The organism is Fredinandcohnia onubensis, from assembly GCF_002734285.1.
GTDB lineage: Bacteria > Bacillota > Bacilli > Bacillales > Bacillaceae_L > Ferdinandcohnia > Ferdinandcohnia onubensis_A.
In genome coordinates, this window is sequence record NZ_NSEA01000021.1 from 1 (window position 1) to 15,371 (window position 15,371).

General features: G+C 37.1%; 12 protein-coding genes and 2 riboswitches. Of the genes, 9 read left to right on the plus strand and 3 right to left on the minus strand.

The window, feature by feature from the left end; genetic code table 11:
- The first annotated feature begins 331 nt into the window (after window positions 1-331).
- Window positions 332-1,015 (plus strand): hypothetical protein, encoded by a 684-nt coding sequence (locus CKJ95_RS18960; RefSeq protein WP_099355018.1) that lies wholly within the window; start codon window positions 332-334, stop codon window positions 1,013-1,015.
- Window positions 1,016-1,156: 141 nt separating this feature from the next.
- Here CKJ95_RS18960 and CKJ95_RS18965 read toward each other — a convergent pair whose 3' ends face one another.
- Together CKJ95_RS18965 and CKJ95_RS18970 are read right to left on the minus strand one after the other, a co-directional pair.
- Window positions 1,157-2,299, minus strand: coding sequence for an NADH-dependent flavin oxidoreductase (locus tag CKJ95_RS18965; protein WP_099355019.1), 1,143 nt, complete (start codon window positions 2,297-2,299; stop codon window positions 1,157-1,159).
- Window positions 2,300-2,696: 397 nt separating this feature from the next.
- Window positions 2,697-3,758, minus strand: coding sequence for a DUF6081 family protein (locus CKJ95_RS18970; RefSeq protein WP_099355020.1), 1,062 nt, complete (start codon window positions 3,756-3,758; stop codon window positions 2,697-2,699).
- 231 nt (window positions 3,759-3,989) lie between these two features.
- On the opposite strand from CKJ95_RS18970, the gene CKJ95_RS18975 reads away from it, so the two are divergent.
- From CKJ95_RS18975 to tenA, 5 genes are all read left to right on the plus strand, one after another.
- Window positions 3,990-6,230: an ATP-binding cassette domain-containing protein gene (locus CKJ95_RS18975; protein WP_099355021.1), complete on the plus strand. Its 2,241-nt coding sequence runs from the start codon at window positions 3,990-3,992 to the stop codon at window positions 6,228-6,230.
- A 213-nt stretch (window positions 6,231-6,443) separates the two neighbouring features.
- On the plus strand, window positions 6,444-6,941 hold the full coding sequence (locus tag CKJ95_RS18980; protein WP_099355022.1) for a hypothetical protein: 498 nt from the start codon (window positions 6,444-6,446) through the stop codon (window positions 6,939-6,941).
- Between the two features lie 217 nt (window positions 6,942-7,158).
- Window positions 7,159-7,617, plus strand: a complete 459-nt coding sequence (locus CKJ95_RS23920) for a hypothetical protein (RefSeq protein ID WP_257215862.1) — start codon at window positions 7,159-7,161, stop codon at window positions 7,615-7,617.
- A gap of 132 nt (window positions 7,618-7,749) precedes the next feature.
- The gene (locus CKJ95_RS18990) at window positions 7,750-8,397 is read left to right on the plus strand and encodes a lysozyme inhibitor LprI family protein (protein ID WP_099355023.1); all 648 of its coding nucleotides are present in this window, start codon (window positions 7,750-7,752) and stop codon (window positions 8,395-8,397) included.
- A gap of 167 nt (window positions 8,398-8,564) precedes the next feature.
- A riboswitch (TPP riboswitch) is annotated at window positions 8,565-8,665 on the plus strand.
- A 105-nt stretch (window positions 8,666-8,770) separates the two neighbouring features.
- Window positions 8,771-9,451, plus strand: coding sequence for a thiaminase II (gene tenA, locus CKJ95_RS18995; RefSeq protein ID WP_099355161.1), 681 nt, complete (start codon window positions 8,771-8,773; stop codon window positions 9,449-9,451).
- Between the two features lie 46 nt (window positions 9,452-9,497).
- Here the strand turns inward: tenA and CKJ95_RS19000 are convergent, their stop codons facing one another.
- Window positions 9,498-11,168 (minus strand): pectate lyase family protein, encoded by a 1,671-nt coding sequence (locus CKJ95_RS19000; RefSeq protein ID WP_099355024.1) that lies wholly within the window; start codon window positions 11,166-11,168, stop codon window positions 9,498-9,500.
- Between the two features lie 428 nt (window positions 11,169-11,596).
- Between CKJ95_RS19000 and CKJ95_RS19005 the strand changes: the two genes are divergently transcribed.
- From CKJ95_RS19005 to CKJ95_RS19015, 3 genes are all read left to right on the plus strand, one after another.
- Complete coding sequence (locus CKJ95_RS19005) at window positions 11,597-12,457, plus strand: AraC family transcriptional regulator (protein ID WP_099355025.1); 861 nt, start codon at window positions 11,597-11,599, stop codon at window positions 12,455-12,457.
- A 130-nt stretch (window positions 12,458-12,587) separates the two neighbouring features.
- A complete protein-coding gene (locus tag CKJ95_RS19010) occupies window positions 12,588-14,201 on the plus strand; it encodes a PAS domain S-box protein (RefSeq protein WP_099355026.1) in 1,614 nt (537 codons plus the stop codon).
- Between the two features lie 185 nt (window positions 14,202-14,386).
- Window positions 14,387-14,495: riboswitch (SAM riboswitch) on the plus strand.
- A 146-nt stretch (window positions 14,496-14,641) separates the two neighbouring features.
- The gene (locus tag CKJ95_RS19015) at window positions 14,642-15,292 is read left to right on the plus strand and encodes a carboxymuconolactone decarboxylase family protein (protein WP_099355027.1); all 651 of its coding nucleotides are present in this window, start codon (window positions 14,642-14,644) and stop codon (window positions 15,290-15,292) included.
- Window positions 15,293-15,371: the final 79 nt, after the last annotated feature.

Genomic DNA, 15,371 nt, shown 5'->3' on the forward strand with positions numbered 1-15,371 from the left:
TGTGAGAGTAGGACGTCGCTAGGCAAGACAAAAAAGATCAACCATTATGGTTGGTCTTTTTTATTTCTAAACCTGTCCCTCTGTCCCTACTTCGTTTCAGGTTTATTTTTTGTTTGCTTATTAGAATCTTGTTTGTTTTTTATATGCCCCTTCGCATCCACTTTTGAATCCCTTAACATGTTTTTTCACCTCCAAATTTGAAGTCACCTTTAGATGTTGTTATGTTTCCACTTCAGATAACCTTTATACTTAGCTTCTTTATTGAACAACTGTATAAAAACAGTTCGTCTTCAAAAAATAAGGGAACAAAATTTATAAGGTGGTGTTTATATTGGCTGAAGAGAAAAGTAATAAGAAAAAGAAAGGTTGTCTTGGCTGTCTTGGGTTATTAATTCTTATTATCATTATTGGCTCTTGTGCTGCCATATTAGGTGGGGATGAGGAAGATCAAGCTCCTCCTGCACCACAAGAGGGGCAAAATCAAACGGATGATATGGCAACGGAAAAAGAAGAACCAGTAGAGGAAAGCAAAAATGATGTTGCGGAAAAAGAAGATCAACCTAATGAAGAACAGACGGCTGAAGAAGAAAAAGTACCTGAAGATTTAAGTGGCTTTGTTGAATACGCAGTTAAGAAGGAAGCAGGCGAAACATCGAATCACGATGATGAAGAGCTGAAAAATCGAGTATATAAGGTTTCTGTTGATGGAGATGTCGTGTGGGTACAGGCTGTAGCTGACGATAACTTTACAAAAAATACAATTCGCAAAAGTATACAACGGGATAGTACCGATATCTTTGAAGAGATTTATACAAACAGGGATGACGTTTCTGAAGTTACACTCGATTGGGTCTTTCCATTACAAGATGCATATGGAAATGCTAAAATCGGACCGATTGTAACAATTATCTTATCGAAGTCTACCGCAGATAAAATAAATTGGGAAAATTTCACTTCATTAAACCTTCCAAAAGTTGCTGATACCTATATCGAATACCCAGCTATAAAAGATTAAAATAGAGTTAATTGAGGATTAAGCTTAGGCTTAGTTAGAGGGGGATAAGGTTTATTAGTAATGCAAAAGGGACACTGGCAGTTCAGTGTCCCTTTTTTTTAAAAAAAAGGGTAGGACAATCGACCTGTCACTCGGTACCACTTAGACTCCTGGGAACCAGCCAGGGGTGTGAATGATTGCATTCCATAGTGGATCTGGAATGACTAGTTCTTTTTGTTTGGTTTTGTCTATTTTTGTGATGATCTCGTTTTCTTTATCTTCTGCTATTTTTTGTACCCAATCCGGGTCAATGATTAGTTCTCTACCTAATGCAAGTAAAGGGACACCTGTTGCAAAGGCTTTGCGAGCATCATCAGCTGAATAAATGGATCCAACTCCAATCAATGGAACACGATTATTAATCGTTTCTAGCAAGTATTTGATACGAGTTTTGTTGGTGTCTTCAACGCCTCTTCTTGCTGTTGAAAAGAATTCTCCTAATGAGACATGTAAATAAGTTAAGCCTTTATTCGCTAATGTATCAACCAGTTTGAGTGTATCGCCCATTGTAATTCCAGGTGTTTCAGGTTCTTCTGGTGAAAAACGATATCCAACAATAAATTCAGGAGTCGCATGTTCTTTAACAACCCTTTGCACTTCATCTACAATTGCAAGAGGGAAGGTCATACGTTTTTCAAGACTGCCTCCATACTGGTCCTCACGACGATTTGAATGAGGAGAGAAGAACTGTTGAATTAGATAGCCGTTAGCTCCATGTATTTCAACCCCATCATAGCCTGCTTCAATGGCACGACGAGTTGTTTCTCCGAATGCTTTTATGATTTCTTCAACTTCATTTTCAGTTAAAGGTCTTGGTTTTACATCAGGTTCCTCGGTTGATGCTCCTCCTCTTACGGCAGGAACATCACTTGCGCTCACAATTTCTCCATTTGGAACTAAATCAGGAGGACACATTCTTCCGCCATGAAAGATTTGTAGGATCGCTTTCGCACCTTGTTCTTTAATGGTTTTGGCTATTTGAGATAAGCTCGGAATCATCTCATCTTTGTCACCAGCAAATTCACCATGGAATCCTTTTCCATTTGGTGTAACATATGTACAAGCCGTAATCACCATGCTCACTCCACTAGAACGGCGTGCATAGTAAGATACTTCAGCATCTGAAACAGTTCCATCTGGATTAGATGAGAAGTTAGTCATTGGTGCCATGACCAGTCTGTTTTTTAATTCAACTCCATTAGGGAGAGTGAAAGTTGATAGCATAAATTGATTGTCTGCATTCATAGTTTGTAACCTCCTTAATAGTTGATTGTTATCTGAAAAACAGTACCATTATATACTTAGCTAATCAGTGGTACTTTATTAGCGTGCAAAAATAATGATACATTCTATAGGAAACAATTTAAAGCATTCTGCTTATATGGGATCAGGAGAGGGGATAATTGGGCGGAATTGGTGCACTTTTTTAGATGCGTATAAAAAACGAGCTGGCCATGTAGATGCCAACTCGTTTTTTGAAATGCCCCTGCCAAGGAATTTTATTTTACCATATACAGGGGTCATATTTGAAAGAAAATACTACTTAAAAATCTGGTCAATTGTGTGTATTTCATCTGGTGCCAAGTTGACGATGAACCTGTCTTTATGCCCTTTTCTGCCAACTGTAATTCTTTATGATGTCCTATTTCGAAGGTGTATACAGCACATTCACTTGTTTTACCTCAAGCTGAGCGCCTTGACCAAAAATTCGATTCTTTATTAGACTTTTGTTATCTACAAATTCTAAAGGGGTAGGATCTCCATGTATTGGATTAAAATAGAAATCTTTTTCAGTTGACAGTTTTATTAAGCCTTTTCCGTTCGCGAATGCGTCCATTAACGTAAATAATCCTAGTCCAGCTACCAATTGATTAGGTTTTACAAGTTCTTCTTCCCCTCCATGATCTAATATCATGTATTTCCGATCAATGTGATGGCCGATTCTATCAACTTGGAAGACCCTACTATTATCTACATACCAACTGATTGTTCCTTTGTCTTTATCATAGGAAATTTTAAGACGATGGACATCTTCAGGATTACGTTTCATAACTGGGATTTTGTAAGAAAATGCTGCATAGTTCCCCAATGTGTCTCTACCTAGTGGAAGACGCTCATAAAAGGCATAAATTTGATTATTTGTAATGAAAAAATCAAAGACCATAAATGACTGCATATCCATGGTATTAAATGCAAAGCTTGCTAAACGAATGTCATTAGGATCTTCAACTGCATCTCCAAAAGGGTGATATTGAGTACCGAATGTTCTTCCAGAAATCCAAGTTTCAAATGAAAGCACCTTCCCAGAAACAGCATCGAAGCCAGGAACTCCCGTTGAGGCTGTATGATTTATATAGGCTAACCATTTCACATGGTCGATTGCCCCAGGAAGACCACCGTTTTTGTGTTCTTGTGCTAAGGTGTTTGTAAATGCGGGCTCGCCAGAAGTAGGATTAATACCACTTGAAACAACTTTTAGTCCCTGATTGGAGGTTGATACAATTCCATCATTGCCAACATAATCGCCTGCAGAGAAATAAAACCATTTTTCTTGAGCAAAACCATTTGAGAAATCATCCCATTTGATCATTGTGGTACCGGGTGCTAACGGTTCTACCGTAGATGTAGAAGCACTAACAACTGAAACTGCACTGAATGTTAAAAGAAGAGATAGTACGACAATCTTAACTTTTTTCAATCCCATCCTAAAACCTCCTCAAAATTTATTAGTAGTACTGCTACAACGAACATGATATTCTCTAAAAGAAACATTCAATTAAAGTATATTTAAGGAAATGAAAATACTGTTATTAAATAAAACGACAAATTCTATTACTTAGTATCCTAGTTTGGGACGCGGGACCTGTCCCTCTGTCCCAAGTTATGGTAAGATGGACAAGCTAAATTGTACGAAATATAGGGAGATGATGGTTGGATGAAGCAGGAGTTTATTGAAGTGATTAATGGGCGGGAGAACAATTTGAAAAATGTTCATGTTCAGATTCCGAAGGGGAAAATTACTATTTTTACAGGGGTGTCTGGTTCAGGAAAGTCATCGATTGTTTTTGATACGATTGCACAGGAAGCCGGTCGTCAGTTAAATGAGACCTTTAGTAGTTTCGCCCGTCAGTTTCTGCCGAAATACGGCCGACCTGAGGCCGATGAAATTAATAATCTATCCACTGCGATTATAGTTGATCAGAAACGACTTGGTGGTAATGCACGATCTACACTTGGGACGGTTACTGACATTCAGCCTCTGTTACGAGTTCTATTTTCACGATTTGCACAACCAAGCATTGGTTGGAGTAATGCATATTCCTTTAATGATCCATCTGGGATGTGCCCACATTGTGAAGGAATTGGTAGAACAATAACATTAAACCTTGATGCTGCGTTAGATAAGGAGAAATCTTTAAATGAAGGAGCGATTTTACTTCCGGGGTTTGGTCCAGGGACATGGCAATGGAAAGCATATGCTGAGTCTGGATTCTTCGACAATGATAAGAAAATAAAAGATTTTACAAAAGAAGAATATGAAAAGCTGGTTTATGCCGGGGAGGAAAAAATCGTCGTTAATTATATGAATGGCGAAATCAACACAACGTATGAAGGCTTGGCCGTTAAATTTATGAGACAAAATGTGAATAGAGATAAAGATACATCGAAAGCTGCCGAGAAAAAGCTCAAAGAATTTACGACAACTGGTACATGCCCTAGCTGCCAAGGGACACGGTACAATGAGAAAGTCTTGTCTTCAACATTCAGAGGCTATTCCATTTATGACCTGACATCAATGCAACTCGATGAATTAATGGATGTACTTCAACGCTTTGATGAACCAAGTGCGAAACCAATTGTGGATGGGATACTAGAACGAGTTAAAAATCTTTGTGACATTGGATTAAATTATTTGACCTTAACAAGGGAAACGCCGACTTTATCTGGTGGTGAGTCGCAGCGGGTTAAAATGGTGAAATATTTATCTAGTAACTTAACTGGATTAATGTACATATTTGATGAGCCAAGCACTGGACTTCATCCTCGCGATGTCTACCGATTAAATGAATTACTTGTTAGATTACGTGATAAGGGCAATACGGTATTAGTGGTAGAGCATGACCCTGATGTTATCCAAATTGCAGACCATGTCATCGATGTTGGTCCGAATGCGGGTACTGGTGGAGGAAAAATTATGTATAGTGGAAGTTACCAGGGTCTATTGTCTTCTGATACATTAACGGCTCAGTTTTTAAACAAGAAACTGGAAATTAAAATGAACCCAAGACCTGTGAATGAATTCTTGGAAAGTAGAAAAAGTAGCCTCCATAATTTGAAAAATGTGAGCATACGTGTACCAATCGGGGTTTTTACAGTTGTTACGGGGGTAGCAGGTTCTGGAAAAAGTACGCTTGTGAATGAAGTCTTTGCAAAGGATTTTCCAGATTCCATTCGAATAGATCAAAGCCAAGTTCATGGTAACATTCGTTCCAATCCTGCAACCTTCTCCGGTATTATGAATTCGATTCGGAAAGCTTTTTCAGAAGCGAATAATGTGGAAAGTGGACTTTTTAGCTATAATTCAAAAGGTGCCTGTGAAACATGTGGGGGCACTGGTTCGGTAGAGCTTAACTTATCTTTCATGGATAAAATGGAAATGGAATGCAGTGAATGTCAAGGAGACCGTTACAAACAGGAAGTCCTGCAATACCTGTACAAAGGAAAAAATATTGTAGAGGTCATGGATATGTCTGTCGCAGAAGCTGTGGAGTTTTTTGAAGCAAAAGATATCAAGCGACAACTTACAAGCATGGCTACTGTTGGACTTGGATATTTGTCTTTAGGCCAACCACTAAACACATTATCTGGTGGGGAGAGTCAAAGATTGAAACTCGCAAAAGAGATAAATAAGAAGGGGAATATCTATATTCTAGATGAACCGACAACTGGACTGCATCTATCCGATGTATCCAATATTCTAGTGATTATCGAAAAATTAGTTGAAAAGGGTAATACAGTCATTGTCATTGAACATAACCTGGACGTCATCCGAAACAGTGATTGGATTATTGATTTAGGCCCAGACGGAGGTACGGGTGGTGGAGAAATTTTATATGAAGGCCCACCTTCAGGGGTAAAGGCTTGTGAACGATCTATAACAGCAAAGTATATTTAAAGAAAATAAGTGTCTAAACCCTAATGTACATTACATAGTCAAGGGTTCAGGCACTTTTTTCAATTAAGAACGAAGTACAGACCATTGTCCAAAAGGCTTCTTTTGTTAAGAACATGCTCCTTGCATAACCATTTATGGAAATTTAATGGATAATCGTAGAATTAGTTTGAATAAATGTTCAGTCTACTCATACTCATAAATTGAGGTGATCAAATGGATTACAATAATTTTAAATCAATTAAAGAGTATGGCTTTGAAGGTTATATTCCGATTACTGAATTGATGCAAAATCATTCGATCGTTCCGCATACTAAAGGGGTTTATATGGTGCTCTATACCCCTGATCATTCACCAGAGTTTTTGAGAAAAGGTACAGGTGGTTATTTTAAAGGGAAAGATCCTAATGTTCCAGTAGGAAAGTTAAATGAAAGTTGGGTACAGGATACGAAAGTAATCTATATAGGGAAAGCCGGTGGTGGAAAAAGCTCTGCTACTCTGAATTCAAGAATAAAGCAATTATTAAAATTCGGTAGTGGAAGAAACGCGAGCCACTACGGTGGAAGGGTTATGTGGCAAATTGAGGATATCAATCATTTGATAGTTTGTTGGAAGGAACTACCTGTCGAGGATCCTAATGATGTAAAAAATCAACTGATTAAGGGTTTTAAAAAGGTACATAGAAAGAGGCCATTCGCAAATATGGTAGAATAATGATCTAAATTTGTGTGTAAGATTCAATTATATATGGAGTAGTTTAGCAAAATATGGTACAGGGAGGATAATAATGAATCCTCTCTTTTATTTTGTGTCTGTTCTTACGGATGTGGTTATCAGTAAAAAACGAAACTAAATCATGTTTCATTCGTAAATAAGGTATAAGAAATAAATGAACCTTGGCTAAATTAAGATCCCATTAGGCGGTGGTATAGTGGAAAATCATGTAGATGACATTAAAACAAATATAGAGAAACTAAGGAGTACCATAAGTAAAGAACTTTCCAAAAAGCTTGATTTAAATAAATGTGAACGAGTGGTTGATAAACTGGGGTCTTTTTCGGAAGGTTGCGTAGAATGTCAGCAACATCTACTGGATCTAAAGAATCATTTTAATAAACTGGTTGCGAAAGTTGATGAAATTGATAAGGACAGTAAGTATCATAAACAAGTGATCCAAGGAATTGTTGCTCATCTCCAGAAGGGGCATAAATTGGTGCCAGAAGGATTTTACCTATCATTATACATGTCTATTGGTATGAGTATAGGTGTAGTGTTTGGATTAACAATAATTGATAATTTTGCGTTAGGTATATCGTTTGGTATGAGCATGGGAATTGCGCTTGGTGCTGGCTTGGATGCAGATGCTAAGAAAAAAGGGAATACAATATAGTTTTTAGGACACTTACAAATGTGAGTGTTTTTTGTTTGGGTTAGGTGAGAGTTGCTTAATAAATAATTTGAACTTTCTTAAAAACTACTGGAAAATTTTATGATATACTGATTTAGTAGAGGAGGCAGTGTAATGAAAAATAAACAGCGATTACTAACTGTAATGACCATCATAGCATTTTTCTCGTTGGTTGCTTGTAATAACTCAACGGATGAGGCAAATGCTAAACCAGAAAACGAAGAATCAGAAACTAGCACGAATTTAAAAACAGAGGAAAAACCAGCTACCAATGAGAAGTCTGGTGAAACAAATAAATCTGAGAGTCCTGAAAATACTCAGATTAAAAACAAAGAAGAGACATCTAAAGAACCATCTACGACTGAACATGACGAGACATCGAAATCTAGTAACAACAATGAAATAACCGAAGGTATGAAGGATGCATATCTTAAAGAATTAAATAAAATGGAAGAAGCAGATAGAAACGCCGAAGATACAGCAACAATGGCAGAATTGGAAGAACAAGAGGCGGCAAGGTATAAAAAGTGGGATGAAAAATTGAACGAGATTTATGGAATGTTAAATGAACAGCTTGACTCTGAACAAATGAATCAATTACGAGAAGAACAACGAAATTGGATTAAACATAGAGATGAAACCGCAAAAGAATCATCATTGAAATATAAAGGTGGCTCGACGGAAACCTTAGAATATGTAGCTACCCAAGCAACTATGACAAGGGAAAGATGCTATGCGCTGGTTGCAAAGTATATGAATTAAGCGTTTGATGATTAAGATAAAAATGAGTTGGCGATAAATGCCAACTCGTTTTTTTATTCGTGATGCTCGGACCAGGTCCATTGACTCAAGCGGGACAAATAGACCTGTCTTACTTGCCTTTTCATATCTGCTATGGTTAACTAGTATCTAGTAACTTAATAATCTAACAATTCGACTAGGGGAGCATGTTTGTGCTGAGAGATAGAGATATCGACCCTTTGAACCTGATCTAGGTAACACTAGCGTAGGGAAGTGGAGTTGGCGCGTTTACGTGTAAACTAAACGATTATATATTGCCGAACCCATTTCTAGTCACTAGTTATGGGTTTTTTTATCTCCCCCGAAGTCAGATAGGAGAAAGGGGAAAATGGATATGAGTAGTCTTTTTACTGATCGTTTATGGAATCGAGTGGAGCCTATTTGGAATTCGTATTTGGAGCATCCTTTCGTGAAAGGGATTGGCGAGGGGTGGTTGGAAAAGGAGAAGTTTAAGCATTATATGAAGCAGGATTATGTGTACCTGATTGAATATTGCCGACTATTTGCGTTAGGGAGTGCTAAGGCTCCCGATTTAAAAACGATGTCTATATTTGCAAACCTTTTACATGGCACGTTGGAGATGGAGATGGATCTTCACCGTCAATATGCCGCAAAATTTGAAATATCAGCAGAAGAGCTTGAGGCGACTAAGCCTGCATCAACTACAACTTCTTACACAAGTTACATGTTGAACGTTGCACAGCTCGGAGGTGTAGAAAATGTAGTCGCAGCAGTCCTTGCCTGTGCATGGAGCTATAACTTTATTGGAAAAGAGCTCGTAACATGGCCTGGAGCAGTTGATCATGAATTCTATGGGGAATGGGTGAAAATGTATTCATCCGATGAGTTTTCAGCGTTGGCTGAAGATTGTAAGACGCTAATCAATGAAATCGCAAGTGGAAAACCAGAGCGAGATTTAGCAGTACTTGAAGAAATCGTCGTCAAAACGAGTATGTTTGAATATATGTTCTGGGATATGGCCGAAAATCTTGAGGAGTGGCCGATTAATCTATAGGACAAGCAAAGGTTCCGTGACCCAACTGGGAACGGAACCTCTATTATTACTGTCCTTTACTGTTAGTACTGTAGTCAGTTTTTAACCAGGCGATTGGGCTCATATTTACTTTGTTCGCACCAGCATATTTTGTAAGTGTTGGAACAACGCTGTCTAAAGGAACCACGTTATACGTATAAGGGAGTTTCTCGTCATAGTTATACTCAAAGATAAATGGGTCAGTTGGTGGGTTCATTTTACTCATATTTTCACTTCCTACAATATGAGAAGACCATGCCCAATTTCCAATCGTAGATTTATCATGCCATGTAAATCCTTTTGTAAATAGATTTTCCCCATTGTTGTCCCAACTGCTTCCTGTATACGTTCCATATTGATTTGAGATTTTTGAGTTTACAATTAAGTTTCTATTATAAGCTGCTTGGAATAAATCAGCCCATTGGGCATCCATATTTTTAGTATCTAATCCCTGAATTTCCGCACCTGTGATTGGCTCGTTAATGTCATTGAATACAGATGTATCTGCTGCAATTGAGGCACCATTTCTAGCATTTAGTGCTCGTGAAAGTGTATCTGTACCGAATTCAGCAATTGCGGTAACATTCTCTAAAATCGCATGATGAGAGGAATTGTCCAAATACAAGTTGTACGCATGACCAGAACCTTGGCGTATCATAGGGATTCTCTGCCCAACATTGGTATACGTATTATACGCGAGTGTTAAACGTATTCTTTGATTGCCATCCTTTATCTCATTACCACTACTAGACACATAGTTCACATAATCTTTGTCACCTGAACCTGATAAATGGACCTTGCTATGATAGGCTGCATAGGCCATGATTTGTTCTTTAGTGGCACCTTCCTTACGCATGTTGTAATACACACTATCGGAATTCAGTTCATTTGAAGCATATTTCTCTTCCATAAACTGAATCGTTTGATAAATATCACTATCTGTTGAAGGATTTTCATCCGCGGGTAATCCAAACTCAGACCAGGAAATAGTGATATTCGAACCACCGTTCTCTGTATCAATTAATCCATCCGCTGCAATCGGAAATTTACTATGGTCGATCCATACATTATTGGCACTATTTATTTTAATAAAAGTCCAGCCTACTTCCTTATGTTTTCCCGTATCATCCCATTGCCACATGCCATCAAAGTTTAGATTCCGAATGACGATATCATTTGTTGACCGTTGTAATTTAAACTCGACTGATCTAATCGTTTTTCCTTTTTTTGAGAAAATCGTGAGTCCGTCAACATTATCAATATTTAGTTGTGAAACACCAGAAGCTGCTATTTTTGGATTGGTAAATCCGTTCATAGGATCCCGGTATTTCGTAATGAAACGATACTTCTTTGTTTCCTCAGAACTCAGATTTAAATGTTTCCACCCAAAATTTAAATCCTTGGCGATTTCAATTACTTTCACACTTCCAGCTTGTGCATCCAAAATGGCCTGCAAGAACTCTCTTTCTGTTTTAACCTGTCGATAATATGGGGTATCAATGTATTCACTTCGGTCATTTACCCCTAATGAAGCATAACCAGATACAGTTAGAAAACTATTGTCATACTCTTTTATAGATCTAGTAGTGTTGGGAATCTTATCGATTTCTGCCGCGTGAGCCGTACCGTTTCCGGTTAAGAAAAATGGTGCAAATAAGGATAAAACCAGGATCCAAACTAATGCTTTTCTAAATTTCATATTATACCACCTTTGCAATTTTTTTAATTAAGTCTCGATGTAAACCCAATGCTAACAAACCTTTAAATTTCACCTCCTAGCGTTCCTCTAACGGTAACCATCAGATTAGTTTGTAAACCCTTTCATTAGAATAAAATCAAAAACTTCTATATTAGTTTAGCAAGCTTCTCATTACATATTTTGTGAGATGAAGACGTTATTGTTTACATTTTCGAAGATGTTTAAGGCCTGTACACAGGTGAGGGGTGCCTTTTTCCTAGTTTCTTTTATATTAAATAGGAGGAAAGTTGTAATTTCTAAAAAAATGAAGGATATGGGCAGATGAACATGTAATAAAAAGAACATAAATAGAGTAATAGTTTAAAATCGAGTACAAATGGAAGAACAAATTAAGGACTTTGTTGGCTCATTTGCAGAGGAGTGGAATTATGGTGCAAAAAATAAGTGTTTCTCTTCGTGAACAGCCTTTTTATATAAATCGTTTTAGTGGTTACCATCCGTCGATGGCAACACATCATCTGCACCAAGATTACGAAATTTATTATTTAGCCAAAGGAGAACGGATTTACCTCATCAATGGGGAAGAGTACCTAGTAAAGAATCAGCATCTCGTTTTTATTGATAAAAATGTGATCCATAAAACGGTAAAGAATAGCAATCAGGTGTATGAACGGATGGTGATAAATTTTAGGGAGTGCTTCTTGGGTTTAGGCGAACAACATATTTTGAAGCAACTTTTTGAAAATGGTCCGTACATTATATCGATTCCCCAAAATAAAAGAGATTTAATCAACACGATCATAATGAGGTTATTCGAGGAGTACCAGAAGAACCTAAAAGAAAGGGATCTATACCTTAAATCTTTGTTATCACAACTATTAATTGAAAGTAATAGATTGTTAGAGGGAGCGAGACCTAAAGAATCGATGAAAGTTTCGAGCCAACAGGATAAGACTGGTAAAAATGAAATCGAAAAGATGATTACATTTATTAATAATAATTTTACAAATGACATTAAGCTTAGTGTTCTATCCCACCATTTTCATGTGAATGAGCAGTATATTAGTAGGTTATTTAAAAAATACACAGGATGCAGTTTTATTGAATACTTGAATGCGATCCGTATAAATGAAGCTAAAAGGTATTTAATACATACAACCTTGAAAGTGAATCAAATTGCAGGAAAAGTGGGTTATTCCAATCATGTTCATTTTTGGCGAGTATTTAAGAGGAATACAGGTATGTCCCCGAATCAATTTAGGATACTAAAGCAGAACGATAATCTGTAACTTCCGGAGTTAGTTGAGGTAGTGACTATAAAAGTGGCAAATTAAAGCATAATAATAATTAAAACTAACGATAATATGAATTTGATGGTATTATACGTTAAGAGAGAAATTATATAGTAGAGGTACTTTAATGCAATTTATTAATCGATTTGAACAAGCTTTTCATTATTCACCTATAGGCATGGCCTTGTTTTCACTAGATGGGTTGTGTTTAAAAACAAATCCAGCACTATCAAAGATTACAGGCTATTTGGAAGAGGAATTATTATCTCTTACTTTTCAAGAGATTACCCACCCGGATGATTTAGAGGAAGACCTAAGACATGTGCAGGAACTAATAGAGGGTAAAAAAGGCTCCTATGAAATGGAAAAGAGATACTTTCATAAAAATGGAGACATTGTATGGGTTTTTCTTTCAGTTTCGATTTTTCAACAAGATGATAAAACGTTCTATTTAATTTCCCAAATTTTAGATATAACTGAAAAAAAGAAATTACAGCTTAGTTTACTCGAAAGTGAAGAAAGGTTTCGCAACCTCCTAACCTATTCACCAGACCCTATCTTGGTATTTGATGGAGAGATTATTTTATACACGAATGAGTCTGCAGCCAAACTAGTTGACACATCCGTTGAAGATATGGTTGGGGGGAACATTAGGAAATTTATTGATCCGTCTATGCATGATTTGTTTCAAATTCGTAGCCAAGAAATATTAAATCATAATGAGCATCTTCTTGATTTTGATGTGAAAATACGTAGTAAAAATGGTCGTATTGTTGATGCAGTTTTTTCTGCGGTTCCAATCTCTTATATGGAAAAAAAGGCAATTTTAGTTAGTTATCGTGATATCACGGAACGGAAAAAGATGGAACAAGCATTGAAAGAAAGTGAAGATCGTTATCGTCAACTAGTCGAGTATTCTCCGTTGGGTATTTTAGTCCATCAAAAAGGTATAATCAAATATGCAAACCCGACAGCGTTAGAATTATTAGGTATCACACATGCAAAATTGATGGAAGGAATCCAAATAAGTAATATTGTCCACCCGGATTTTCGTCTTGTCGTTTCAAGAAGGATTAGAAATATTGAAGAAAATGGTCGGTTTGAGCCTACCATATATGAAAAATTCATTCGGTTAGATGGTCAGGAAATCGATGTTGAAGTTAGTGGAATTCCAATTCAATTGAACGGAGAATCAGCAGTCCAGGTCGTATTTTGGGATGTAACCGAGAAAAAGAAGGAAGAGGATTTAATAAGGTACCGCGCCTACCATGATACATTAACAGATTTACCAAACCGACTAAAATTCAATATGGATTTAATGGAAGAGATTGAAAAGGATTCAATGTTTACCATTATGTACCTAGATTTACATGGCCTCAAAACGGTTAATGATTCGTATGGTCATCAAGCTGGTGATATGGTACTAGTCAAAGTAACAGCTCGTTTAACTGGAGTCCTTGGTTCAGTTGGTCTCGTCTACCGTTTAGGTGGGGATGAATTCGCGATTGTACTTCATGGACGAAAAAACGAAGAAGAAATAAGAGAGACCGCAAAAAGTATCGCGAGGGCCATTCAACAGCCCATCTACGTTGCAAATTCAATTGCCGAAATTTCTACAAGTATTGGAGTTGTCTTTTATCCTGAACATGGGGTAGACATGGAGTTACTTCTTCGCCATGCTGATCTGGCCATGTATCACGCAAAGAAATCGAATACCTTATATAAAATCTATGATAGATAAGACTTTCCTCAATTCTAGCATCTAAGATTCATCTTAAACGACATGTATATGTCGTTTTTTCTATATCCTTTTTTAGTACTCTCAAAAAAGAGTCGTTTTCGAAATAATTTGATATTTAAGTTGACAACCTCATGTGACTTCATGTACGCTAATATTGTTAAATATTACAAAAATAAATACGACGTCTCTTATCGAGAGTCGGGGGAGGAACCTGGTCCGCAGATCCCGCAGCAACCGTTACAATAAATGTAACTAGGTGCTAATTCCAGCAAGCATTTGCTTGAAAGATGAGTGTGGGATACATATTGCCTCTTCCTCATCGGAAGGGGCTTTTGAATTTCATCGGTCTGAAATGAAGCATTTCCCTATTTATAAGGTGAGTAAACTTATGGGAAATGTCGTATTTTATTTAGTAAAAATAGCTAAGGGAGAGATTGACGATGAGTTTGTACAAAAAGGAATATTTCGGAAGACTACCAGAATTGAAAAAATATGCACCTGAAGCATTTCAATCATTTATTAAATTTGATAGCGCAGCATTAGCCGCGGGTAAACTTTCCGTGAAGCAAAAGGAATTGATTGCTGTGGCGGTAGCTCACATTACGGGTTGTCCATACTGCATTGATTTACATGTTGGGAATGCAAAGAAAAACGAATCTAGCAGAGAAGAAGTGGCAGAGGCTATTTTTGTTGCAACAGCATTGAAGGCTGGATCCGCTTTAGCGCATGGAGTGAATGCACTCAATGCCTATGATGGAAATGGGGATGAGGATCTATATAAAGAGGCTTATTTTGCAAGATTAAAAGAATTTGCTGATTTAAATGGTGAGGCATTTAAAGCATTTATTGATTTTGACACGAAGTCTTTAAAGGCGAAAAACTTAACAGAAAAAGAGAAAGAGTTAATCGCGGTTGCATGTGCACACACAACAGGTTGCGCATATTGCATTAACTTACATACGAAAAATGCCAAAAAAGCGGGTGCTGATTTAGAAGAAATCACAGAAGCAATTTTTGTTGCGACCGCATTAAAAGCAGGATCTGCTTTGGCACACAGTGTAAATGCGCTTAATGCGTATGATGAGAAGTAATTGACACTTAATCAAATAATTATATTAAAAGAGAACACAAACCCAAAGGTCTGTGTTCTTTTTTGTTTGCCCCTTATTT